Here is a 24,306-nt window from a genome sequence, read left to right as displayed (position 1 = left end):
TCATCTGGCTTTTTCTTTATGACATCAAAAAAACAATCTAAAATGTCAATTTAATCCTTTAAAGTCTGAAAATTTGGTATAATTAACCTAAAATACCAAAGGAGTAATTCATAATGCAACGTAGACTTGAACGATTTGATGCCAAACTTTCCCAATCAGGCCTTGATGCCTTGTTGGTGACAGGACAAAAAAATATCTATTATTTAACAGATTTCTGGGGGACAAATGCGACTGTCTTCATTACTAAGAATCGTCGCCTCTTCTTAACGGATTCACGTTATACCCTCATTGCCAAACAATCTGTGCATGGCTTTGATATTATCGAAAGTAAGGATCCACTTAAGGATATTGTTAAAATTATCGAGGCTGATAACCTTGAAACAATCGGTTTTGATAATCAGGTGTCATTTGCTTACTACCAAGGTCTTCAAGCGATTTTTGAAGGCTACACTTTGTCACCACAAAGCAACTTCATGGAAGAGTTGCGTATGATCAAGGACGAAAAAGAATTGGCAACTATCCGTAAGGCTTGTTCTATCTCAGACCGTGCCTTTACAGATGTGCTTGATTTCATTAAACCAGGTCAAACAACAGAGCTACAAGTAGCAAACTTCCTAGATTTCCGTATGCGTGAGTACGGAGCTTCAGGGATTTCCTTTGAGTCTATCATTGCTTCAGGTTACCGTTCAGCTATGCCTCACGGGGTTGCTTCAGAAAAGGTTATCCAATCTGGTGAGACCTTGACTATGGACTTTGGATGCTACTACAACCATTACGTTAGCGATATGACTCGTACTATCCATATTGGTGACACTACTGATGAGGAGCGTGAAATTTATGATATCGTTCTACGTTCTAATCAGGCTTTGATTGATGCGGCTAAGGCTGGCATGACACGTCGTGACTATGATAAGGTTGCGCGTGATGTTATTGTCGAAGCGGGGTACGGTGACTACTTTACACATGGTATCGGACACGGTATTGGTCTTGACATTCACGAGATTCCTTACTTTGGTAATTCTGATGAAACTATCGAAGCTGGTATGGTCTTGACGGACGAGCCAGGTGTTTATTTGGCTGATAAATATGGTGTTCGTATCGAAGATGACATCATTATCACAGAGAATGGTTGTGAATTGATTACCCTTGCGCCTAAGGAGTTGATTGTTCTCTAAGATTTGGAGGAATACTTTATGCCAAACCGTTTATCTTGGCAAGATTATTTTATGGCTAATGCAGAGCTGATTTCTAAGCGTTCTACTTGTGACCGTGCCTTTGTTGGGGCTGTTTTAGTCAAGGACAAGCGTATTATCGCTACAGGTTATAACGGCGGAGTTTCTGAGACTGATAACTGTAACGAAGTAGGTCACTACATGGAAGATGGTCATTGTATTCGTACGGTACACGCAGAGATGAATGCCCTTATCCAATGTGCCAAAGAGGGGATTTCTACCAAAAATACAGAGATTTATGTGACTCATTTTCCTTGTATCAACTGTACCAAAGCCCTCTTGCAAGCTGGTATCGTAAAGATTACTTACAAGGCCAATTATAGACCGCACCCATTTGCGATTGAGTTGATGGAACAAAAGGGTGTTTCTTATTTGCAACATGATGTTCCAGAGGTTCACTTAGGAATGGATGACTAGTTTGTTCTTTGAAAAAAGCCTGAGGATTGGGCTTGAATCTATAAAACATTTGAGCCATGCTGTCATTTATGGTAGAATAAACTGATAATAATTTTTTACAAAGAGGTATTTAATAATGATTGAAGCAAGTAAACTCCGTGCGGGTATGACTTTCGTAACTAACGATGGCAAATTGATCAAAGTTCTTGAAGCTAGCCACCACAAACCTGGTAAAGGTAACACAATCATGCGTATGAAATTGCGTGATGTTCGCTCAGGTTCAACTTTTGATACTAGCTACCGTCCAGAAGAAAAATTTGAACAAGCAATCATCGAAACAGTACCAGCACAATACTTGTACCAAATGGATGATACTGCATACTTCATGAACACTGAAACATATGACCAATATGAAATCCCAGTAGCCAACGTTCAAGAAGAATTGAAATTTATCCTTGAAAACTCGGAAGTAAAAATCCAATTCTACGGAACAGAAGTTATCGGTGTGCAAGTACCAACAACTGTTGAATTGACTGTTACTGAAACACAACCATCAATCAAGGGTGCAACAGTTACAGGTTCAGGTAAACCTGCAACACTTGAAACTGGTCTTGTGGTTAACGTTCCAGACTTTATCGAAGCTGGTCAAAAATTGGTTATCAACACAGCTGAAGGTACTTACGTATCACGTGCCTAAGCCCAACTAAGTCTTTCAAACCACTGGTTTGAAGGCTTTATTTTCCAAACTAACGGAAAGGAAACATGCGATGACTACAGAAAATATCGGTGAAATTGTAATTGCCCCTCGCGTGCTCGAAGTGATTACAGGTATCGCTGCAACTAAAGTGGAAGGTGTTTACGCCCTTCAAAATAAAAATGTTACGGATAGTCTCAGCAAAACAAGCTTGGGACGTGGTGTTTACCTCCGAACAGAAGAAGATGGTACTGTAAATGCTGATATCTACGTTTCACTTCAGTATGGGGTTAACGTACCAGCGGTTTCAATTGAAATTCAAAAGGCTGTTAAAGCAGCTGTCTATGATATGGCAGAAGTGGCAATTTCAGAAGTCAACGTTCACGTTGAATCTATTGTTACTGAAAAGTCACAAAAACCAGACTTGGCTGAATTGTTTAACGAGGATTTTTTGAATGACTAATATCTTTAAAGATTCACGTCGTGACCTTCGTGAGCGTGCTTTTCAAACGCTTTTTGCCCTTGAATTTGGTGGCGAAGCTCTGGAACAAGCACATTTCGCTTACACATATGACAAGCCAATTGACGAAGAAACTGAAGTTGATGTACCAGCCTTTCTCCTTAGCCTAGTAACAGGCGTCCGTGAAGAGTTGGCTCAACTTGATAGTCAAATTGAAGAAAAATTGAAAGAGGGTTGGAGTCTCTCACGTTTGATTGTGACAGATCGTACCCTCCTTCGTTTAGGACTTTATGAAATCACGTCATTTGAAGAAACACCAGGACGTGTGGCTATCAACGAAATCATTGAAATCGCTAAAAAATATTCTGATGAAACATCTGCTAAGTTCATTAACGGTGTACTTAGTCAGTTCGTGACAGATGAAGCATAAGCAAAAGAAGTTGAACACTGTTTCAACTTCTTTTTTCTACTAATTTAACAAGAAAAAAAGTCGCAAGTGGAGATTTCTTGCGACTTTTATTTATATACTACCACCGGCAATCAAACTTACTGGAAGCACGTAATCACGATTAACTGTTTTGCCTTTAATTTTCTTGAGAAGAATTTCGACACAAAGCTTAGCAATTTCATCCAAAGGCTGTTGGATGGTTGCCAGCTCTGGGTAGAAGTGACGGATAAAGGCAGTTCCGTCATAACCGATGATTTTAAGGTCATCAGGAATGGAAATATCCATTTGTTTAGCCACTTTCATAATTAGGATAGCTGTGAGATCGTCTGAGACAAAAATACCGTCTGGTTTTTCACGAGAAATGATAGATTTGATTTCTAATTCACGTCGCATGAGAGACAAATCGTTTGGAACAGGACAAATAATACCTTTCTTGTCCAATTCATAATTAAAACCTAGTTGACGAAGTCCTGTTGGAGAATCCGAATTATCATAGCCTGTAATCATGACAATGCGTTGACAGCCAGCCTTGACCATAGCTCTTGCGGCTAACTTGCCACCTTCAAAGTTGTCAGACGAAACAATGGGAATCTTTGGAGCGAGATTACGGTCGAAGGCAACGATGGGAGCTTCAACCTTCTCATAATCCTCAATACCAAGATTGTGACTAGACGAGATGATGCCGTCACATTGGTTGGCGGCAAGCATCTCCAAATAGTCTCTCTCCTTGTTAGGATCATGCTCACTATTACAAATAATGGTTTTATAGCCTTGCTTAAAGAGTTCATCCTCAAGACGTTCAATAAGTTCGGCATAAAATATATTGGAAATATTTGGGAAAATCAAGCCAACGAGTTTGGCCGACTTTCCTTGAAGACCTCGAGCTAAATTATTTGGTTTATAGTTGAGTTCTTGCATAGCAGCGTGAACTTTGTCAATGGTCTTCTGTGAGAGGTAGCCCTTTTTGTTTATGACGCGAGAAACTGTGGTTGGGCTCACACCAGCCAGTTCGGCAACGTCAGTAAGCTTTGCGACCATAAATCACCTTAGTATTTCAAGTCGAAGTAGTGCCCAGAAACGTTTCCTGATGTTACTTTGATACCAGTTTGTTCTGCACTTGGGAAAACACGACTAGTGAAGACTTTCTCACCTTTGTTGAAGTAAATTTCAACGATTGAGTTATCTACAAAGATGTTTGCTGTTGCAGCTTGACCGGCATCAAGTGTACATTCACGACTTGTTCCAAAGTCAGTAGCATATTGTTCACCAGCTTTAGAACGGTCAAGGATAACTTTTCCGTTTTCAGTATCAACTGTAAGTGACAAGCCATTCCCTTCTTGGTCTGCGAAGAGGACAAGTTCTGTTTGAGTGTTAGCTTCAAAGTTAAGTTCAAGCTCGTAAGTGTTAGTTGTTGCCGTTTTTTCAGAGAAATCTTCTTGGCTAGCACGTAAGCTTGTAATGGCTTCGACTGGATATTGGTAGAGTTTGCCATCTTTAATAGACAATTCTTTAACCAAGCTCATAGCCCCTTGGTAGTCGTATTTGTCAGTTGGATAGTCCACATCTGGAAGACCGATCCAGCTGACAATAAGGGCACGACCATCTGGAGTATTAAAGCCTTGAGTTGCATATGCTTCAAATCCGTAGTCCAAGTTGATAATTGGTGTGCCATCAACGAGGGCAGGTTTTTCTGTGTCGAAATCTTGGAAAATCTTATAAGTGTTAGGGTAGATGTTACCGTAGTCAAGTTCAGCTTTATCGAGACCTTGTGGGCTATAAAGAAGAACAGGTTTGCCATCTACAAAGACAAGGTTAGGACACTCAATCATGTACTCTGACCCAGTGCCACCAAAGTCAAGATTACCAACCTCAACCCAGTTTTCGACATCATTGTCTACTGCCTTGTAAAGTTTGATATAACCTTGTTTATCGTGGTTTTGAGCACCTACGATAGCGTAGAATTGTCCCTTGTAATCGAAGATTTGAGGGTCACGGAAGTGCCCAGTAGCGTCAGCAGGTTGTTTGATAAGAACCTTGTCGAATTTTTCGATTTTGCCGTCCTTATCCATCCAAGCGCCGATTTGACGTGGGTCACGAATCCAGTTTTCATCACGAACGTTCCCAGTATAGAAGATAAAGAGTTTATCACCGATTTGATAAGCAGAACCTGAGTAGGCACCGTGGCTATCATTTTCATGGTCTGGCAAGAGTTTGACACCAGTTTCTGTAAAGTGAACCAAATCTTCAGTTTCAGTATGCACCCATTGTTTCAAACCATGAGCAGCTCCAAATGGCCAACTTTGGTAGAAAAGTTGGAACTTACCATTAAAGTAAGAAAAACCGTTTGGATCATTAAGAAGCCCTGTTTCTGGTTCGATATGGTAACTTGCACGCCAAGGTGATTTAGCGACATTTTCTCTAATCTTTGTTTTTTCTTCGTTTGTCCAATCCGCGTATGGACGGTAACGAACTTCTGTTGGTAGATTCATATTTAGTAATCTCCTAATCTATTTGTTAGTAATATAGTAAACGTTTTACCTAGAAAAATCAACGATTTATCATAAAAAAATAAAAAATTATGCTAAACGGTTGACATATGATAGAAAGATGCTAAAATAGTTATCGTAAAGAAAAGCTAAACGCTTTCATACCAAATTTTATTAAGGAGATTTTTGCAAATGGATAACAAACAAATTGCAAAAGAAGTCATCGATGCCCTCGGTGGACGTGAAAACGTCAACAGTGTTGCTCACTGTGCGACTCGTCTACGTGTGATGGTTAAAGATGAAAACAAAATCAATAAAGAAAAGGCTGAGAACATTGAAAAAGTTCAAGGTGCTTTCTTTAACTCAGGTCAATACCAAATCATTTTTGGTACAGGTACTGTTAACAAGATTTACGACGAAGTCGTTGCTCAAGGTCTTCCAACAGCATCTAAAGACGAGCAAAAAGCAGAAGCTGCTAAACAAGGGAACTGGTTCCAACGTGCCATCCGTTCATTCGGTGACGTATTCGTTCCATTGCTTCCAGCTATCGTAGCGACTGGTCTTTTCATGGGTATCCGTGGAGCAATCAATAACGATACAGTTCTTGGTTTGTTCGGTACAACATCTAAAGCTTTTGCTGCTACAGATTTCTACACTTACACAGTTGTATTGACAGATACAGCCTTCGCCTTCTTCCCAGCCTTGATTTGTTGGTCAGCCTTTAACGTATTTGGTGGTTCACCACTTCTTGGTTTGGTTCTTGGTTTGATGATGGTTAACAACGCCCTTCCTAACGCTTGGGATGTTGCATCAGGTGCTGCTAAACCAATCTACTTCTTTGATTTTATTCCAGTAGTAGGTTACCAAAACTCAGTGCTTCCAGCCTTCTTCGTAGGTTTGCTTGGTGCTAAGTTCGAGCAATGGGTTCGTAAATGGGTTCCAGATGTTCTTGACCTTCTCTTACGTCCACTTATCGTCTTTGCAGTAATGTCAGCTTTGGCCCTCTTTATCATTGGTCCTGTCTTCCATACTGTTGAAAGCTATGTTCTTGCTGCTACAGAATGGATTCTTAACTTGCCATTTGGTCTTGCTGGTCTTGTTCTTGGTGGAGTTCACCAAGTTATCGTCGTTACAGGGGTTCACCACGTCTTTAACTTGCTTGAAGCTAACCTCATTGCTAATACTGGTAAAGATCCACTTAACGCTATCATCACAGCTGCTATGACTGCCCAAGCTGGTGCGACACTTGCAGTGGGTGTTAAAACTAAAGATGCTAAATTGAAAGCACTTGCTTTCCCTGCAACTCTTTCAGCGGTACTTGGTATCACTGAACCAGCTATCTTTGGGGTTAACCTTCGTTTCGGTAAGCCATTTATCATGGGTCTTATCGCTGGTGCTGCCGGTGGTTGGTTGGCATCAATCCTTAACCTTGCTGGTACAGGATTTGGTGTAACAATCGTTCCTGGTACTCTTCTATACCTTAACGGTCAAGTACTTAAGTATGTGATTATGGTACTTGTAACACTTGCTCTTGGTTTTGCTCTAACTTGGATCTTCGGTTACAAAGAGGAAGAAGTTGAAGCTCTTGAAGAAGTTGTAGCTGAAGATATCGCTTCAGCAGGTTCAGCTCCAGTTGCATTGCAAGCTGAAACAATCGCTGCACCACTTAAAGGTGAAGTTGTAGCTTTGGAAAATGTTAATGACCCAGTCTTCTCATCAGGAGCTATGGGTAAAGGTGCCGCTATAAAACCTTCAGGTAACCAAGTAGTCGCACCATTTGATGGTGAAGTGCAAATCGCCTTCCCAACAGGTCACGCTTACGGTCTTAAATCTGATAAAGGTGCTGAAGTGCTTATCCACATCGGTATCGACACTGTCTCACTTGACGGTAAAGGATTTGATGCTAAAGTTCAAGCAAATCAACGTATTAAAAAAGGTGATGTCTTGGCTACCTTCGATAGCTCAGTAATCACTGAAGCAGGTCTTGACGATACAACTATGGTTATCGTTACAAACACTGCAGACTTCGAAGATGTTTCATCAGTAGCGACTGGTTCAGTTGCTGAAGGTGCAGACTTCATCGCAGTTAAATAATAAGCTAGAAAAGTCGAAGCCAATTCGGCTTTTTTAGTTAAATGGCTCATAAAGAAAAGTATGAAGCAGAGTAGTCTGTACCTCCTCAAACAAGGTCTCATTTAGATTGTCTTTTGCCTAGCTTTTCTTTATAATATTATAAATAGTTATTATTGATCATAAAAGGAGATAGCTTTACCTATGGCTAAACTATACGGAAGCTTGGAAGCTGGTGGTACAAAATTTGTTTGTGCTGTCGGTGATGAGAAATTCCAAGTCGTTGAAAAAACTCAATTCCCAACAACTACACCTTATGAAACAATTGATCGTACGATCGAATTTTTCAAACGTTATGAAGACCAATTAGCTGGAATTGCTATTGGTTCATTTGGTCCAATTGATGTTGATCCAAACTCTGAAACATATGGTTTTGTGACTTCAACACCAAAACCACATTGGTCAAATGTTGACCTTCTTGGTTTGATTGCTAAAGAGTTTAATGTTCCTTTCTACTTTACGACTGATGTTAACTCATCTGCTTATGGTGAGACACTTGTTCGTAAAGGTGTTAAGAGCCTTGTTTACTACACTATCGGAACAGGTATCGGAGCTGGAGCTATTCAAAATGGTGAATTCATTGGTGGTATGGGTCATACTGAAGCTGGTCACGTATATGTACCGCTTCACCCAAATGATGTTTCCAATGAATTTAACGGTACTTGTCCATTCCACCGTGGATGTTTGGAAGGTTTGGCTGCTGGACCATCGCTCGAAGCTCGTACAGGTATTCGTGGTGAATTGATTGATCAGCATTCTGAAGTTTGGGATGTTCAAGCTTACTACATTGCTCAAGCGGCTGTCCAAGCAACAGTACTTTACCGTCCTGAAGTTATCGTCTTTGGCGGTGGTGTTATGGGGCAAGAACACATGCTTCGTCGTGTTCGTGAAAAATTCACAGTTCTTTTGAATGGTTACCTTCCGGTGCCAGATGTAAATGAGTATATTGTGACACCTGCTGTTTCAGGTAATGGTTCTGCAACACTTGGTAACTTCGCACTTGCTAAGGACGTAGCCGACAAGCATGCAAACAAATAAACAAAATATGTAAAATCGCTTTAAGAGATAATCTTAAGGCGTTTTGCTCTATACAGGAGGAAGTAATGGAACCTTTATTTTTAGATTCACCAATGCATGAGAAAATCTGGGGAGGTAATCGCCTCAAGACAGAGTTTGGTTACGATATTCCCAGTGAACATACTGGTGAATACTGGGCAATTTCTGCCCATCCTAATGGTGTATCCTATGTCAAAAATGGAAAATATGCTGGTTTCCACCTGGCAGAGCTTTACAAGGATAATCCAGAACTTTTTGGGAACCCCAAGACTAGTGTTTTTCCTTTGTTGACCAAGATTTTGGATGCTAATGACTGGCTCTCAGTGCAGGTACACCCTGATGATGCCTATGGGCTAGAGCACGAAGGTGAGCTAGGAAAGACAGAATGTTGGTATATTATTGATGCTGAAGAGGGTGCAGAAATTATTTATGGTCACAAGGCTAAGACAAAGGAAGAGCTGGCATCCTTGATTGAAGCAGGTGATTGGGATGGACTTTTGTCGAAAACTCCTGTTAAGAAAGGTGACTTTTTCTTTGTACCAAGTGGCACCATGCATGCTATTGGTCCAGGTATCCTTATCTTAGAGACTCAACAATCTAGCGATACCACTTATCGTGTATATGATTTTGATCGTAGGGATGATCAGGGCAATAAACGTGAACTTCATATTCAACAGTCTCTTGATGTCTTGAATCTAGGGGCCCCAGAAAATAGCGTCCCAGCAACTGTTAAGACCTTGCAATTAGAGTCGACTTGTTTGACATCAAACTCCTTTTTCACTGTGTATAAATGGAAACTCAGTGGCTTGGTTGACTTCAAGCAATCAGCTCCCTATTTGCTTTGTTCAGTACTTTCTGGCAATGGGACCATGACTATCGATTCACGCATTTATTGTCTAAAAAAAGGCGATCACTTTATTCTTCCAAATGATGTGACAGATTGGGAAATTGATGGACAATTGGAGATGATTGTCAGTCACCCTAACGAGGCTTAAGTATGAGTAATGAAAAAGTTTTAGCGGCACTATTTGAGCGTATTGAAATCGGCAAATCCTATTATTTTGAGGGGGCTTATTATCGTCTGAAAGACTATGGCGACCACATTTATGGCTTACAACGGGCAATTCCTGGTATGTGTGGTGAAAAAACAGCTTCCCCTAGCATCAAATTTTACTGGAAAAATGGTGTCTTGGACTATCAATTCTACGTTGATTTTGAAGCTAGTCCTATGATAATGAAGGCTTATAGTAGCACCGACCATGCTTTCTTTGAGCAGGCTTTTGAAAATCTTTTGCATGATTTTGAGGATATTCTAGAGAGCCAAGAAAACTCTGAGAAGTAGGTTTAAAGTATTATTGTCAATATTTTCAGTGAATCTAATAAAAAAGTTTTAGTTTATTTGCGAATCCATTGTGAAAGCCCTTAAACTAGGGCTTTTTTCTTTGTCAATCCTTGAGTGATTTCTTGTTTAAAGGTGGCTTTTGTGGTAAAATATGGAGATAAAGACTGTCGAAAGGAAAAAAGATGGCAAATATATTACGCAAAATCATTGAAAATGATAAAGGCGAAATTAAGAAACTAGAAAAAACTGCCAAGAAAGTCGAGAGCTATGCTGATGCAATGGCAGCTCTTTCAGATGAAGAACTTCAGGCAAAAACAGAAGAATTTAAAAAACGATATCAAAACGGAGAAAGCCTAGACCAACTCTTGCCAGAGGCATTTGCAGTTGTTCGTGAAGGGGCAAAACGTGTCCTTGGACTTTTCCCATATCGTGTGCAAATCATGGGTGGTATTGTTCTTCACCATGGTGATGTACCAGAGATGCGTACAGGGGAAGGGAAAACCCTGACTGCGACAATGCCTGTTTACCTAAATGCTATTTCAGGTGAAGGTGTGCACGTTATCACCGTTAACGAATACCTCTCAGAGCGTGATGCGACTGAAATGGGTGAGCTTTATAGTTGGCTTGGTTTGTCAGTAGGGATTAACCTTTCAGCCAAATCACCAGCTGAAAAACGTGAAGCTTATAACTGTGACATCACTTACTCAACCAACTCAGAGGTAGGTTTCGACTATCTTCGTGATAACATGGTTGTTCGTAAGGAAAACATGGTACAACGTCCATTGAACTATGCCTTGGTCGATGAGGTTGACTCAGTTCTTATCGACGAAGCTCGTACACCATTGATTGTATCAGGTCCTGTAAGTTCAGAAACTAATCAGTTATATCACCGTGCGGATGCCTTTGTTAAGACCTTGACAGAGGATGATTATGCCATTGATATTCCAACAAAAACGATTGGTTTGAATGACTCAGGTATTGACAAGGCTGAAGAATTCTTTAACTTGGACAACTTGTACGATATTGATAATGTTGCCTTGACTCACTATATTGACAACGCCCTTCGTGCCAACTACATCATGTTGCATGATATTGACTATGTGGTCAGTCCTGAGCAAGAAATTCTTATCGTTGACCAATTTACAGGTCGTACCATGGAAGGACGTCGTTTCTCAGATGGGCTCCACCAAGCCATTGAGGCAAAAGAAGGTGTGCCAGTTCAAGAAGAAACGAAGACATCTGCCTCAATCACTTACCAAAATATGTTCCGTATGTACAAGAAATTGTCAGGGATGACTGGTACTGGTAAAACTGAGGAAGATGAATTCCGTGAAATTTACAACATGCGAATTATTCCGATTCCAACTAACCGTCCAATTCAACGTATTGACCACGATGACCTTCTTTACCCTACCTTGGATGCTAAATTCCGCGCAGTGGTACAAGATGTTAAACGTCGTTATGAAAAGGGACAGCCAGTCCTTGTTGGTACGGTTGCCGTTGAAACATCTGACTTGATTTCTAAGATGTTGGTTGAAGCAGGTATTCCTCATGAAGTGCTTAATGCCAAGAACCACGAAAAAGAAGCGCATATTATCATGAATGCGGGTCAACGTGGTGCCGTTACGATTGCGACCAACATGGCCGGTCGTGGTACCGACATCAAACTTGGTGAAGGTGTTCTTGACCTTGGTGGACTCTGTGTCATTGGTACAGAGCGTCACGAAAGCCGTCGTATCGATAACCAGTTGCGTGGTCGTGCGGGACGTCAAGGGGACCCAGGGGAATCTCAATTCTACCTTTCACTTGAAGACGAATTGATGCGTCGTTTCGGTTCTGATCGTATCAAACAAGTCTTGGAACGTTTGAATGCTGATGATGAAGATATCGTTATCAAATCACGTATGTTGACACGCCAAGTGGAAGCGGCTCAAAAACGTGTCGAAGGAAATAACTACGATACTCGTAAACAAGTCCTTCAGTACGATGACGTTATGCGTGAACAACGTGAAATCATCTATGCTGAGCGTTATGATGTTATCACAGCAGAACGTGACCTTGAACCTGAGATTAAGGCTATGATTAAGCGTACGATTAACCGTACGGTAGATGGTCACAGCCGCAATGATCAAGAGGAAGCTCTTAAAGGTATCTTGAACTTTGCTCGTCAGGCCTTGGTTCCTGAGAATGCCATCTCACTTGAAGATTTACAAGAAGTGGGAGAGGTAACGAAACGTAGTGTTAATTATGACGCTATTAAAGTTTACTTGAATGAGTTAGCAGATGATGTTTATGCTCGTCAAATCAAGAAATTGCGTTCAGAGGAAGCTATCCGTGAATTCCAAAAAGTCTTGATTTTGATGGTTGTTGATAACAAGTGGACGGACCACATCGATGCTCTAGATCAATTACGTAATGCCGTTGGTTTGCGTGGTTATGCACAAAACAACCCAATCGTTGAGTATCAATCTGAAGGGTTCAAGATGTTCCAAGATATGATTGGGGCAATTGAATATGATGTGACACGTACAATGATGAAAGCACAAATTCATGAGCAATCTCGTGAAAATGTGAATGAACGTGTTTCGACAACAGCAACAGGCAATATCCAGGCCCACCAAGCAGATGCTAATGGTCAAGAAATTGACTTTAGTAAGGTTGGTCGTAATGACTTCTGTCCATGTGGCTCTGGTAAGAAATTTAAAAATTGTCACGGTCGTAAACAATTTTAGGAAAAAAATAGGTAATTATTATGGTTTTTAAAGCAGTAAGTGAAAAAATTGATTTTGATGCAGTTAAAGAATCAACTACATTAACAGGTGAAGCCCTTGCCAAGAAACAAGCTCGTGATAAAGAGCTTGAAGCAATCATCAAGGGTGAAGATGACCGTACGCTTTTGGTTATTGGTCCATGTTCATCTGATAATGAAGAAGCTGTTCTTGATTATGCTCACCGTTTGGCTAAACTTCAAGAAGAAGTTAAAGATAAAGTCTTTATGGTTATGCGTGTCTATACAGCTAAACCTCGTACAAATGGTGATGGCTATAAAGGACTTGTACACCAACCTGATGCTGAAGGGAAACCAAACCTAATTAACGGTATCAAGGCTGTGCGTAACCTTCACTACCGTGTTATCACTGAAACTGGTATCACAACTGCTGACGAAATGCTTTACCCAGAAAATCTTCCTTTGGTAGATGACCTTGTGTCATACATTGCCGTTGGTGCACGTTCTGTAGAAGACCAACAACACCGTTTTGTTGCGTCAGGTATTGATGTTCCAACTGGTATGAAGAATCCAACATCAGGGAACCTTAACGTGATGTTTAACGGTATCTACGCCGCACAAAACAAACAAAACTTCCTCTTTAACGGTGAAGAAGTTGAAACTCCAGGGAACCCATTGGCACACGTTATTCTTCGTGGTTCAACGAATGAATATGGTAAAAACGTACCTAACTTCTACTATGATGATGTGCTTGAAACAATTGAACACTATGAACAAATGGGCCTTGAGAATCCATTCATCGTTATTGATACAAACCATGATAACTCAGGTAAACGTTACTTGGAACAAATCCGTATCGTTCGCCAAACCTTGATTAACCGTGACTGGAATGAAAAAATCAACAAAGTTGCACGTGGTTTCATGATTGAATCTTACCTTGAAGATGGTCGTCAAGATGCACCAGATGTCTATGGTAAATCAATCACTGACCCATGTCTTGGTTGGGATAAGACAGAAGAATTGATTCGTGAAATCCACGATACTTTGTCAAAATAATAAGGTAACAGAAACCATATATGGGGAGTGAACCGTTTGGATGACCAAGCGGTTCGCTCTCTTTTCACAAAGAGAGGGAAATAAATGGGAATTCATCAAAATAGTCCGCTGATTGATGTAGCGGAAGTAAGGAAATTACACGCTCTTACGGGAGACGCTTTAGTAACTAAACAAGCTAATGATGAGGCTTTGGCAAAAATCATCAAGGGTGAGGACAAACGTCTTCTCTTGGTTATTGGTCCATGTTCATCCGACAATGAAGAAGCGGTCCTTGATTATGCTCACCGTTTGGCCAAACTTCAGGAAGAAGTGAAAGATAAAATCTTTATTGTTATGCGTGTTTATACAGCCAAACCACGTACTAATGGAGATGGTTATAAGGGGCTTATCCACCAACCAGACGCAGAGGGTGATGTAGACCTTCTTGCTGGAGTTAAGGCGGTTCGCCATCTTCAGTCACGTATTATTACTGAAACAGGCCTTCCAATCGCTGATGAGATGCTTTATCCGTCAAATCTTTCCTTCTTTGATGACCTGCTTAGCTACCACGCTGTTGGAGCACGTTCGGTTGAGGACCAAGAGCACCGCTTTGTAGCTTCAGGTATTGATGTGCCAATTGGTTTGAAGAACCCAACGTCAGGAAATTTGAATGTCATGTTTAATGGTATCTATGCTGCGCAGAACCAACAGCATTTCCTTTACAATGGCGCTGAAGTTAAAACAGATGGTAACCCACTCGCTCACGCTATCTTGCGTGGTGCCAACAATGAAAATGGACAGAACATTGTCAACTACCATTACGAAGACTTGGTTAAGGCTTTGGACAAGTATAGTGCATTTAATTTGGAAAACCCATTTATTCTTGTTGATACAAACCATGATAACTCAGGTAAAAACTTCATGGAACAAGTTCGTATTGTGCGTGAAGTCCTTCTTAACCGTGAGTGGGATGAACGTATCGCGGATACCGTGCGTGGCTTTATGATTGAGTCTTACCTTGAGGATGGTCGTCAAGACACACCTGAAGTTTATGGTAAATCAATTACAGATCCATGTCTTGGTTGGGATAAGACAGATAGCCTTATTCGTGAAATCCACAATCGACTTTCGTTATAATTATGATTTTTGGACATGGTATAGACTTGCAGGAAATTTCAGCTGTAAAAAAGGCTTATGACCGCAATCCACGCTTTGCAAAAAAGGTATTGACACCAAAAGAGTGGGAGCGTTTTGAATCCCTTTCTGGTAATCGTCAGATGTCCTATTTAGCAGGGCGCTGGGCCGGTAAGGAAGCATTTTCAAAGGCTTGGGGTACTGGTATTGGAGCAGTCGGCTTTAAGGATATTGAAATATTGACCAATGACAAGGGAGCTCCAGTGGTGACCCAATCACCTTTTGAAGGCAAGGTTTTTATCTCGATTTCCCATAGCGGTGATTTTGTTCAGGCAAGTGTCATTTTAGAAAAAAACTAAGAGATAGATGTTGGAAGAGGATAGCTTATGATTTCAAGTTTACATCGACCAACCTTGGCAAAGGTTGATCTATCAGCAATTTCAGAAAATATTGAACAAGTGGTTAGTCACATCCCTAAACAGGTAAAGACTTTTGCAGTTGTTAAGGCCAATGCTTATGGTCATGGCACTGTCGAAGTGGCCAAGCATGTATCTAAGCAGGTGGATGGTTTTTGTGTTTCCAACCTAGACGAGGCGCTTGAACTTCGTCAAGCTGGCTTGGAACAACCGATACTTATTTTAGGAGTAGTCTTGCCAGACGAGGTTCCTTTGGCTATTCAAGAAAACATCACGCTGACGATAGCTTCCCTTGAGTGGTTGGAAATGACTAAGAATCAAGGGCTTGATTTGACTGGTTTAACCTGTCATATTAAGGTTGATTCAGGTATGGGCCGTATTGGGGTGCGTAGCCTAGAGGACGCAGATAACTTGATTGCTGGTCTGAAATCACTTGGTGCGGATGTCGAAGGTATTTTTACTCATTTTGCAACGGCTGATGAGGCAGATGATAGTAAATTCAAGCGTCAATTGGCCTTCTTCACGGATTTGGTTAATAACTTGGTGGACCGTCCTCGCTTGGTACACGCTAGCAACTCTGCGACAAGCATCTGGCATGCAGAAACAGTCTTTAATGCGGTGCGTCTGGGTGTCGTCATCTATGGTCTCAATCCTAGTGGCAGTGCTTTAGACCTTCCATATAGGATTCGTCCTGCTTTAAGTTTGGAGACTGCACTTGTTCATGTTAAGGTCCTGCCAGCAGGTCAAGATGTGGGTTATGGTGCAACCTATACGACGACAGCTGATGAGGTTATTGGAACCATTCCGATTGGCTATGCGGATGGTTGGACCAGGGATTTACAAGGTTTCCACGTTATTGTGGATGGACAGCTTTGTCCTATTGTTGGGCGTGTGTCTATGGACCAGATTACCGTTCGTCTTCCTAAGGTTTATCCCCTAGGAACTCCTGTCACTCTTATGGGTGAAAATGGGGGAGCAAGTATTACTGCGACAGAGGTGGCTGAAAAACGTGGTACTATCAACTATGAAGTTCTTTGTTTACTTAGTGACCGTGTACCTCGTAGCTATGATTAATATCAATAAAAAGAGAAATCCAGTTTGATGCTGGATTTTTTGGTTTTAGTGAAGACCATTTTCATGTGTTATAATAGCTGATAAGGCTTCCTTTTTCACGGGAAGAAGAACACGATAGAAATGATAGAGGATATGATTCAACTAGATTCACCAATTGCGGATTTGAAAGGCTTTGGGCCTAAGTCCGCTGAAAAATTTATCAAATTAGATTTACACACGGTTGGGGACCTCTTGCTTTATTTTCCTTTCCGATATGAGGATTTTAAGAGTAAGTCTATCTTTGAACTGATGGATGGCGAAAAGGCTGTTATTACGGGAACAGTGGTGACGCCTGCCAATGTGCAGTATTATGGCTTTAAACGGAATCGTCTGAGTTTTAAAATCAAGCAAGGAGAGGCTGTGATTGCCATTAGTTTCTTCAACCAGCCTTATCTTGTGGACAAGATTGAGATGGGGGCAGAAGTGGCTATTTTTGGCAAATGGGACCAGAAGAAGTCTGCTGTGACTGGTATGAAAGTTCTGGCTCAAGTTGAGGACGATATGCAACCAGTCTACCATGTGGCCCAGGGTGTTAGTCAGGCCCAACTGATAAAGGCCATAAAGGCAGCTTTTGATAGTGGGGCCCTTAATTTGTTGGAGGAAAATCTCCCTCAGGTGCTGCTGGACAAGTACCGTCTCATGGGACGTCAAGAGGCTGTGCGTGCCTTGCATTTTCCGAAAGGTTTGGCTGAATATAAGCAGGCTCTACGTAGGACCAAGTTTGAGGAGCTCTTTTATTTCCAGATGAATTTACAGGTGCTGAAGGCTGAAAATAAGTCCGAAACCAATGGTCTAGCAATTGCTTACGATAAAGCCAAAATCAAAGCCAAAATTGCAGCATTACCATTCCCCTTAACAGAGGCCCAACAGCGTAGTTTATCGGAAATCCTAGCTGATATGAAATCTGGGGCTCATATGAACCGTCTCTTGCAAGGAGATGTGGGCTCAGGGAAAACAGTTATCGCTAGCTTGGCTATGTATGGGGCTTATACGGCAGGATTTCAGTCTGCCCTCATGGTACCGACGGAAATCTTAGCAGAGCAGCATTATCAGAGTTTACAGGGCCTTTTTCCTGAGTTAGAGGTAGTGCTCCTAACTTCTGGAATGAAGGCCGCGGATAAGAAAGTAGCCCTTTCCAAAATCGAGTCTGGGGAGGCTCAGATGATTGTGGGAACCCACTCGTTGATTCAAGATGCAGTGACTTATCATAGTCTTGGGCTAGTCATTACTGATGAACAGCACCGATTTGGAGTTAATCAACGTCGTATTTTCCGTGAGAAGGGTGACAATCCTGATGTCCTCATGATGACGGCAACACCTATTCCTAGGACCTTGGCAATCACTGCCTTTGGGGAGATGGATGTATCTATCATTGACCAGATGCCGGCTGGGCGTAAGCCCATTATTACCCGTTGGGTCAAACATGAGCAGTTAGATACCGTACTGACTTGGATTAAGGGTGAGTTGGAAAAAGATGCTCAGGTCTATTTTATTTCTCCTCTGATTGAAGAGTCTGAGGCTCTTGATTTGAAAAATGCGGTGGCTCTTCATCAGGAACTCACAGAGTTCTTTGGGGATTCAGCTACAGTAGCTCTGATGCACGGTCGTATGAAAAATGATGAAAAAGACCAAATTATGCAAGATTTCAAGGACAGAAAATCTCAGATTTTAGTATCAACCACAGTTATCGAAGTAGGTGTTAACGTGCCAAATGCTACAGTTATGGTCATTATGGATGCGGATCGTTTTGGACTTAGCCAGCTTCACCAGCTTCGAGGGCGTGTAGGTCGTGGCGATAAGCAGTCCTACTGTGTTTTGGTGGCTAATCCTAAGAATGATACCGGGAAAAAACGCATGCAGGCCATGTGTGAGACTACAGATGGTTTTGTTCTAGCCGAAGAGGACCTTAAAATGCGTGGTTCAGGAGAAATCTTTGGAACACGTCAGTCAGGAATTCCTGAATTTCAAGTGGCTGATATTGTGGAAGACTACAATATCTTAGAGGAAGCCAGACGGGTGGCTAGCCAAATTGTATCTGACCCTAACTGGCGTGAGAATCCTGATTGGCAGGTGCTAGGAGCTCATTTGAGAAGCCAAGGCGAGTTTGATTAAGGAGGAAAACCATGAAAAAGAAACGGTTAAAAATTCGATTTTTCTTATGATGTTAGGTCTTATATTTTATTTTTTCGCCTTCATCTTGATTTGGTTTATTACCGAATTGACAAAGCTGATAGAAGGAAAGACAGACTTTCATACCCTATATCTTTATTCACTTCTTATCTCTCTAGCTTGTTCGGTATTACTGATTATGTACGTCGCGGGTCTTATAGCTCAACTGATTATCCATATACAGCATCAAAAGGAAAGAACGCTTTTACCAGTCTGGTGCATGCTTACAGCTGTACTGATGCTTGTGCCACTTTTCGAAGATTTTAGTATCTTAGGCTCGGCCTGGAATTTTAAAGGGTATTTTCTTTCCATAGTTGCCTACATTGCCTATCTCTTTACAAAGCTACCCAAGGTTATTGAAAGTTACCGCTATCATGCGACAATTCGCTATGCCGTTTGGGTCGCTCTGGTCTTGGGAATTATTTTATCCATGCTTTAGACAGAAAAACTCTCAGTAAACTCACTGATAGTTTTAAGTTTCCTTCAAGCTTATTACAAGCTTTCTTTAAGTTAGGCAACCTATAATAAAACCATCAAAACGAGATAGGTTTTGATAATAAAACGTTTTGGCTAGGCCAAACCATTCCTAAAAAGGAGGAAATAACAATGACTGTAAAAATTAAAGTAACCTACAACCCAAATTTCCAAAAGGATCCTCAAGACTTTAAGGTTTATCAAAACTAGTATTGATGCTAGGAAGAGGCTAAATTTACCCATATTCTACAACTTTCATCCCTCATTTTCCAAAATCCCTTTTTCCTTTTTTTCATAACGTAGAATCCCTCTTCTTAAAATTATAAAAAGTCTAGACGGAAGCATGACCAGTCTAGGCGATTAAAATAAGTAAGCTAACCAGTTGAGATTTTCTTGACTGGTTTTTATTTTTTTGATTTTTAGATAAAAAATATCGAAAAACGATAAAAATGTGTTGACAAGGAGAAATAAAGGGTGTAATATATAATTATCGAAAAACGATAATAACTTTTCGATAAAGATAATCTTATTCGCGAAAAAGAGAAATTATATACTAAAACTATTTAACAAAGGAAAAACTTATCATGAAAACACTTAAACCAATCATCAACGTTCTTCTTACTCTTCTTATGGCAATCTACGGTCTTGCAATGCTTGCTTTACTTATTCTTCCTTTTGTGAATGTGGCCAATCTTTTCCCAGGTGCAGAGGTTCAATACCTTTCTGGTTGGGGTTACTGGCTGGTCGCAGAGCTGCAATTTGCCTTCTATCTTGCCTTGATTTGGCTCCTTCGTAAAGAGCTTAAAGACTTTACTTGGAAGGCACTTTGGACAGAAGATTTCTCTCTTTTCTTGAAAAAGGCTGCCCTTCTAACCTTTGTGCCATCAGCCTTGAATATCTTCTTGCAGTTGGGAACGACAAATCACCTAGTAATGGACTTCAGCACATCAGTTTGGCTCTTCTTGGTCTCTCTAGCTTGTGATGCTATCCGTCTTCGTAAGGGACAAACAGCTGTCAAATAATTGAATGTATCTTAGTTGAAAAGTAATAAAATCTTATCTATAAACTAGTATTTTATATTGATATTCGATATAATTGATACTGTTAATAGTTAGCTAATGATTTAGAATGAGGTCAAGGCCTCCTAGAGGCACCTTGGCTTTTTCTAGTCTATGCTCAAAGAAATCAAATGAATTTACAATCGAGGTAACACATGACAACTATCTTATTTTATTTTTTAATCATCCTAGCCTTGGCTGGCTCTAGTTATTATGGTTGGAGATCTGCCAAAAGTGCTAAAAATCGTCAGGAGACACAAGAACAAAAACGTCTGCGTAGTGTTCTCCTGTTCGTTAATGTCCTCCTTTTTGCGGGCTTTTTAAGTCTTGTTATTACCATTCTTAATGATGCCTTTATCTTGAGCGGTCATGAAGGACTCTTACAACAAGGTTTGCGTATGCTTCTCGGCTCAGGAGTTACTGTAAAAAGCAACGGCTCTAGTTTGACGATTTTTACAGCAACCATTGATTTCCTTCGTATGGTAGTCAACATAGGATTCTTGTTGTGTCTACGTGCCTTTTTGATTAATCTTTATCGTTCTGATATTTTCATTGCTAAAAATGCTAAGTTGGTTCGTTGGTCAGCGCATTTGCTAGTTCTTGGGGCTTTTATCAATAATGGTATCTTTACATTTGGAACAGGCAGCCATAGTTATAGTTTCTTTAACATCAGTTATTTGCTAGTTAGTTTTGTCCTCTATGCTGTTGCTATGATTTTGACCAAGGCTAATGCCATTGCTGAGGAAAATGAGTACACGATTTAGGAGGGGCTTATGATTATTGTCAATTTGGACGTTGAACTTGCCAAGAAGAAGATGCGCTCGGGTGAGCTTGCAGAACGGATTGGTATTACCCCAGCCAATCTCTCGGTTCTTAAGACAGGCAAGGCCAAGGCAATCCGTTTTACAACACTGGACGCTATTTGTAAGGAGTTGAATTGTCAACCAGGAGATATTCTTGAATATAGACCAGACGAAGAAAACTAAAAGCCTGAAGCAGTTCAGTCACCTTTCTCGTGACGATGCTTCAAGCTTTTTTTATTTTTTCTTTAGCCATGCGACCAGGGCTAGACTGGCTAGCACGGTGCCACAGACCATGGCGATATGTGTTTTTGAGACTGTCAGCTCATAGTGGAAATCTTTGTTTTCCAATTTATCGGTTGCTTCAATGCTAAGTTTCATGTCTTACCCCTCGATATAGTCTTTCAATTCTTGGCCTTCAAGTCCTGCACTAAGTGCGATGAGGAGTTTGAGGCGGGCTTTTGGTGCATTGAGTTCTTTGACAAACATAACGCCTGCTTCTTGGAGTTTAACGCCACCTCCTTCGTAGGCATAGACTGGTTCGGCGATACCGTTAAAGCAACGGGAAACGAGTACAACGGGAACTCCCTTGTCCATAAGTGACGTAATTTCTCTTGCAGCTAGTGGTGGGAGGTTTCCAGCACCTAGGGCCTCGATAACCACGCCGTCAATCTTTTCAGGGTCTAGGAGACTGATGATTCCATCTCCGATACCCATCCCAGCATAGGCCTTGATGATTGGGACTGTTCCTGTGATTTGTTCCAAATCAAAGCGAACCCGAGGCTCAGCAGTTTTGAACCAGAGGATGTCATGCTTCATGATGATTCCTAGTGGACCATGAGTTGGTGTGTGGAAGGTTGCCACGTTTGTGGTATGGGTCTTAGTCACATACTTGGCTGCATGGATTTCATCATTCATCACGACCAGGATTCCTTTGTCAGCGGCCTTGTCGTCGCTAGCAACGCGTAGAGCTGAGAGATAGTTATAGACTCCGTCGCTACCTAGTTCGTTCGACGAACGCATGGCACCAGTTAAAACGATTGGAATTTCAGGAACGGCCATGGTGTCTAGGAAGTAGGCTGTCTCTTCCAGAGTATCTGTCCCATGAGTGATGACCACCCCATCATATTGCCCAGCTGTTTCCTTGATTTTTTTGTAAATATCCAGCATGTGGTAGGGTGTGATATGTGGGCTAGGGATATTAAGAAAATCGAGAACGGTTAGTTCTAAATTGTCTAAATCAAGTCCCACATGGTTCATGGGATTATCATCGTTTTGACTGACCTTGCCATCATTATCTGCTGACATGGAAATTGTTCCTCCAGTGTGAAGGACTAGGATTTTTTTTTCATTTATATTACTCACCATTATATTATATGTTATAATTTATTTTAGCATAATATGTTAGAAGGAGGGGAGTTCTGTGGCCATTAAAGCAGTCTTTTTTGATATTGATGGGACTTTTCTAAATGACCGAAAACGTGTGTCAAGTTCAACCCAAAAAGCTATCAGTCAAATGAAGGAAGATGGTATCTTGGTTGGTTTGGCAACAGGTCGTGGTCCAGGATTTGTTCAGCCTTTCATGGACAATCTGGGTCTGGATTTTGCAGTCACTTATAATGGTCAATATATTTTGACTCATGACAAGGTCCTGTATCAAAATCAGCTCCCTAAATCAACAGTCTACAACTTGATTCGCTATGCCACCAAGCACCGTAGAGAGATTTCTCTAGGGACTAGCACAGGTCTTGTTGGTTCCAATATTATTAGTATGGGAACGAGTAAGTTTGGACAAATCGTCAGCCGTATTGTCCCTAAGTCCTGGGCTAAGCTGGTGGAACGTAGTTTCAAGTCTTTGATTCGTCGTTTCAAGCCACAAAGTATTGAGACTCTTAAGACTATCATGCGTGAGCCTATTTATCAGGTGGTTATGGTAGCGACGGTGGGGGAAACAGAAGATATTGAAGAAAAGTTTCCTCATGTGAAGATTACCCGTTCAAGCCCTTATTCAGCCGATATTATTTCAGCGGACCAATCTAAGTTGAAAGGTATCGCTCATCTAGGTGAGGTTTTTGGTTTCGAACTCAGTGAGGTTATGGCCTTCGGAGATTCGGAAAATGACCTAGAAATGCTGTCTGGTGTCGGCATTGGTGTTGCCATGGGTAATGGTGAAGACGAACTGAAAGACCAGGCTACCCATGTCACTGATACTAATAACCAGAATGGGATTGCCAAAGCCTTGTCACACTACGGTTTGATTCATTTTGAGACAGAAAATTCATTTACCAGTGATGATGACAACTTCAACAAGGTTAAGGATTTCCACCATTTGATGGATGGCTCAACTAACGACATGCCTCGTGTTTACGGTATTGAGGAAGCTAGTCACCGTGCGGACTTCAAGTTGGAAGAAATCGTCGAATTTCTTTATGCTTCATCAGGTGGGGACAAGCGTGTCTTTGGTCAGGCTGTTCTGGATTTGCATGCTGCTCTTGATAAGGCGGCCCTCAAAGTTAGTTCTAAAGAGCACTCAGAGTCAACGATGGTTGGTCAGGTGGATGCTTTGACTGACTTGCTTTACTTGACCTATGGTTCATTTGTTCTTATGGGGGTGGATCCTAAACCTTTCTTTGATACGGTTCATGAGGCTAATATGGGGAAAATTTTCCCCGATGGCAAGGCTCACTTTGATCCCGTGACCCACAAAATTCTTAAACCAAGTGACTGGGAAGAGCGATTTGCACCAGAACCACACATTAAACGAGAGCTGGATCGTCAGATTCAAAAATCTCTACAAAGAAACAGATAAGAAGATATAAAGGTTTGGACAGCTTGCTCCGAACCTTTTTCTAATAAAAATGACATTTATTAATGGCTTTATTTGTGATAAAATGAAGTCATTCTATGTATTTTTAAGGAGATTGTTATGACTAAAGCAGATTGGTTAGATTTTTTTGAAGCCATCAATGGTCGTTCAGCGACTGAAGAAGAAATTGCAGCAGCACTTGCAGCTGGTGAATTCCAAGATGACGCACCAGCAGTAGAAACTGCTCCAACACAAGAAGCGCCAGCGCCAGCGCAACCACAACCGACTTTCGCGAGTGCCCAAGAAGCGCAACCACAGCCAACTTTCGC

24 protein-coding genes and 1 pseudogene are annotated in these 24,306 nt (G+C 41.2%); 21 read left to right on the top strand and 4 right to left on the bottom strand.

Annotated elements, in window-relative coordinates:
* Positions 1–113: 113 nt before the first annotated feature.
* From HMPREF2697_RS03430 to nusB, 5 genes are all read left to right on the top strand, one after another.
* Complete coding sequence (locus tag HMPREF2697_RS03430) at positions 114–1,175, top strand: M24 family metallopeptidase (protein ID WP_014635041.1); 1,062 nt, start codon at positions 114–116, stop codon at positions 1,173–1,175.
* 18 nt (positions 1,176–1,193) lie between these two features.
* Positions 1,194–1,649 carry a deoxycytidylate deaminase gene (locus HMPREF2697_RS03425; RefSeq protein WP_002884736.1) on the top strand — a complete coding sequence of 152 codons (456 nt, stop codon included), beginning with the start codon at positions 1,194–1,196 and terminating at the stop codon, positions 1,647–1,649.
* Positions 1,650–1,764: 115 nt separating this feature from the next.
* Positions 1,765–2,325, top strand: coding sequence for an elongation factor P (efp, locus tag HMPREF2697_RS03420; RefSeq protein ID WP_002884532.1), 561 nt, complete (start codon positions 1,765–1,767; stop codon positions 2,323–2,325).
* 70 nt (positions 2,326–2,395) lie between these two features.
* The gene (locus HMPREF2697_RS03415; protein WP_002884704.1) at positions 2,396–2,785 is read left to right on the top strand and encodes an Asp23/Gls24 family envelope stress response protein; all 390 of its coding nucleotides are present in this window, start codon (positions 2,396–2,398) and stop codon (positions 2,783–2,785) included.
* The gene (gene nusB, locus HMPREF2697_RS03410) at positions 2,778–3,212 is read left to right on the top strand and encodes a transcription antitermination factor NusB (RefSeq protein ID WP_002884506.1); all 435 of its coding nucleotides are present in this window, start codon (positions 2,778–2,780) and stop codon (positions 3,210–3,212) included. Before HMPREF2697_RS03415 ends, nusB begins: the two co-directional genes overlap by 8 nt.
* 90 nt (positions 3,213–3,302) lie before the next feature.
* Here nusB and HMPREF2697_RS03405 read toward each other — a convergent pair whose 3' ends face one another.
* Positions 3,303–4,268, bottom strand: coding sequence for a LacI family DNA-binding transcriptional regulator (locus HMPREF2697_RS03405; protein ID WP_070849638.1), 966 nt, complete (start codon positions 4,266–4,268; stop codon positions 3,303–3,305).
* An 8-nt stretch (positions 4,269–4,276) separates the two neighbouring features.
* Positions 4,277–5,719 carry a sucrose-6-phosphate hydrolase gene (locus tag HMPREF2697_RS03400; RefSeq protein WP_070849637.1) on the bottom strand — a complete coding sequence of 481 codons (1,443 nt, stop codon included), beginning with the start codon at positions 5,717–5,719 and terminating at the stop codon, positions 4,277–4,279.
* Between the two features lie 189 nt (positions 5,720–5,908).
* Between HMPREF2697_RS03400 and HMPREF2697_RS03395 the strand changes: the two genes are divergently transcribed.
* The 14 genes from HMPREF2697_RS03395 to HMPREF2697_RS03330 all read left to right on the top strand — a co-directional run bounded on the left by HMPREF2697_RS03395 (position 5,909) and on the right by HMPREF2697_RS03330 (position 21,357).
* Complete coding sequence (locus HMPREF2697_RS03395; RefSeq protein ID WP_070849636.1) at positions 5,909–7,810, top strand: sucrose-specific PTS transporter subunit IIBC; 1,902 nt, start codon at positions 5,909–5,911, stop codon at positions 7,808–7,810.
* 180 nt (positions 7,811–7,990) lie between these two features.
* Positions 7,991–8,884, top strand: coding sequence for a fructokinase ScrK (gene scrK, locus HMPREF2697_RS03390; protein WP_049527455.1), 894 nt, complete (start codon positions 7,991–7,993; stop codon positions 8,882–8,884).
* A 65-nt stretch (positions 8,885–8,949) separates the two neighbouring features.
* Positions 8,950–9,897 carry a mannose-6-phosphate isomerase, class I gene (gene manA / locus HMPREF2697_RS03385; RefSeq protein ID WP_049527458.1) on the top strand — a complete coding sequence of 316 codons (948 nt, stop codon included), beginning with the start codon at positions 8,950–8,952 and terminating at the stop codon, positions 9,895–9,897.
* A gap of 2 nt (positions 9,898–9,899) precedes the next feature.
* The gene (locus HMPREF2697_RS03380; RefSeq protein WP_225901289.1) at positions 9,900–10,244 is read left to right on the top strand and encodes a hypothetical protein; all 345 of its coding nucleotides are present in this window, start codon (positions 9,900–9,902) and stop codon (positions 10,242–10,244) included.
* A gap of 182 nt (positions 10,245–10,426) precedes the next feature.
* A complete protein-coding gene (gene secA, locus HMPREF2697_RS03375) occupies positions 10,427–12,976 on the top strand; it encodes a preprotein translocase subunit SecA (RefSeq protein ID WP_070575338.1) in 2,550 nt (849 codons plus the stop codon).
* Positions 12,977–12,996: 20 nt separating this feature from the next.
* Positions 12,997–14,028: a 3-deoxy-7-phosphoheptulonate synthase gene (locus HMPREF2697_RS03370; protein WP_002891816.1), complete on the top strand. Its 1,032-nt coding sequence runs from the start codon at positions 12,997–12,999 to the stop codon at positions 14,026–14,028.
* Positions 14,029–14,112: 84 nt separating this feature from the next.
* Positions 14,113–15,144, top strand: coding sequence for a 3-deoxy-7-phosphoheptulonate synthase (locus HMPREF2697_RS03365; RefSeq protein WP_064523065.1), 1,032 nt, complete (start codon positions 14,113–14,115; stop codon positions 15,142–15,144).
* A gap of 2 nt (positions 15,145–15,146) precedes the next feature.
* Entirely contained in the window at positions 15,147–15,500 is a 354-nt protein-coding gene (acpS, locus tag HMPREF2697_RS03360; RefSeq protein WP_002891813.1) for a holo-ACP synthase, read from the top strand.
* A 27-nt stretch (positions 15,501–15,527) separates the two neighbouring features.
* Positions 15,528–16,631 (top strand): alanine racemase, encoded by a 1,104-nt coding sequence (gene alr / locus HMPREF2697_RS03355; RefSeq protein WP_064523063.1) that lies wholly within the window; start codon positions 15,528–15,530, stop codon positions 16,629–16,631.
* A gap of 132 nt (positions 16,632–16,763) precedes the next feature.
* The gene (gene recG, locus HMPREF2697_RS03350; protein ID WP_064523151.1) at positions 16,764–18,782 is read left to right on the top strand and encodes an ATP-dependent DNA helicase RecG; all 2,019 of its coding nucleotides are present in this window, start codon (positions 16,764–16,766) and stop codon (positions 18,780–18,782) included.
* Positions 18,775–19,278, top strand: coding sequence for a hypothetical protein (locus tag HMPREF2697_RS03345; RefSeq protein ID WP_225791422.1), 504 nt, complete (start codon positions 18,775–18,777; stop codon positions 19,276–19,278). Before recG ends, HMPREF2697_RS03345 begins: the two co-directional genes overlap by 8 nt.
* 619 nt (positions 19,279–19,897) lie before the next feature.
* Positions 19,898–20,335, top strand: coding sequence for a hypothetical protein (locus HMPREF2697_RS03340; protein ID WP_064523061.1), 438 nt, complete (start codon positions 19,898–19,900; stop codon positions 20,333–20,335).
* A 191-nt stretch (positions 20,336–20,526) separates the two neighbouring features.
* Entirely contained in the window at positions 20,527–21,135 is a 609-nt protein-coding gene (locus HMPREF2697_RS03335) for a DUF2975 domain-containing protein (RefSeq protein WP_070849634.1), read from the top strand.
* 9 nt (positions 21,136–21,144) lie between these two features.
* Positions 21,145–21,357: a helix-turn-helix domain-containing protein gene (locus HMPREF2697_RS03330; protein WP_002889236.1), complete on the top strand. Its 213-nt coding sequence runs from the start codon at positions 21,145–21,147 to the stop codon at positions 21,355–21,357.
* Positions 21,358–21,408: 51 nt separating this feature from the next.
* Here the strand turns inward: HMPREF2697_RS03330 and HMPREF2697_RS10475 are convergent, their stop codons facing one another.
* On the bottom strand, positions 21,409–21,552 hold the full coding sequence (locus HMPREF2697_RS10475) for a hypothetical protein (protein ID WP_013991161.1): 144 nt from the start codon (positions 21,550–21,552) through the stop codon (positions 21,409–21,411).
* A 3-nt stretch (positions 21,553–21,555) separates the two neighbouring features.
* Positions 21,556–22,539 (bottom strand): asparaginase, encoded by a 984-nt coding sequence (locus tag HMPREF2697_RS03325; protein ID WP_070849632.1) that lies wholly within the window; start codon positions 22,537–22,539, stop codon positions 21,556–21,558.
* Between the two features lie 55 nt (positions 22,540–22,594).
* On the opposite strand from HMPREF2697_RS03325, the gene HMPREF2697_RS03320 reads away from it, so the two are divergent.
* Positions 22,595–23,980, top strand: coding sequence for a Cof-type HAD-IIB family hydrolase (locus tag HMPREF2697_RS03320; RefSeq protein ID WP_004183434.1), 1,386 nt, complete (start codon positions 22,595–22,597; stop codon positions 23,978–23,980).
* Between the two features lie 117 nt (positions 23,981–24,097).
* A pseudogene (locus HMPREF2697_RS03315) lies at positions 24,098–24,306 on the top strand (hypothetical protein); the annotation flags it as partial.

The sequence above is a fragment of the Streptococcus sp. HMSC064D12 genome (assembly GCF_001837205.1).
Lineage (GTDB): Bacteria > Bacillota > Bacilli > Lactobacillales > Streptococcaceae > Streptococcus > Streptococcus salivarius_D.
This window is presented reverse-complemented; position numbering and strand designations above follow the sequence as displayed.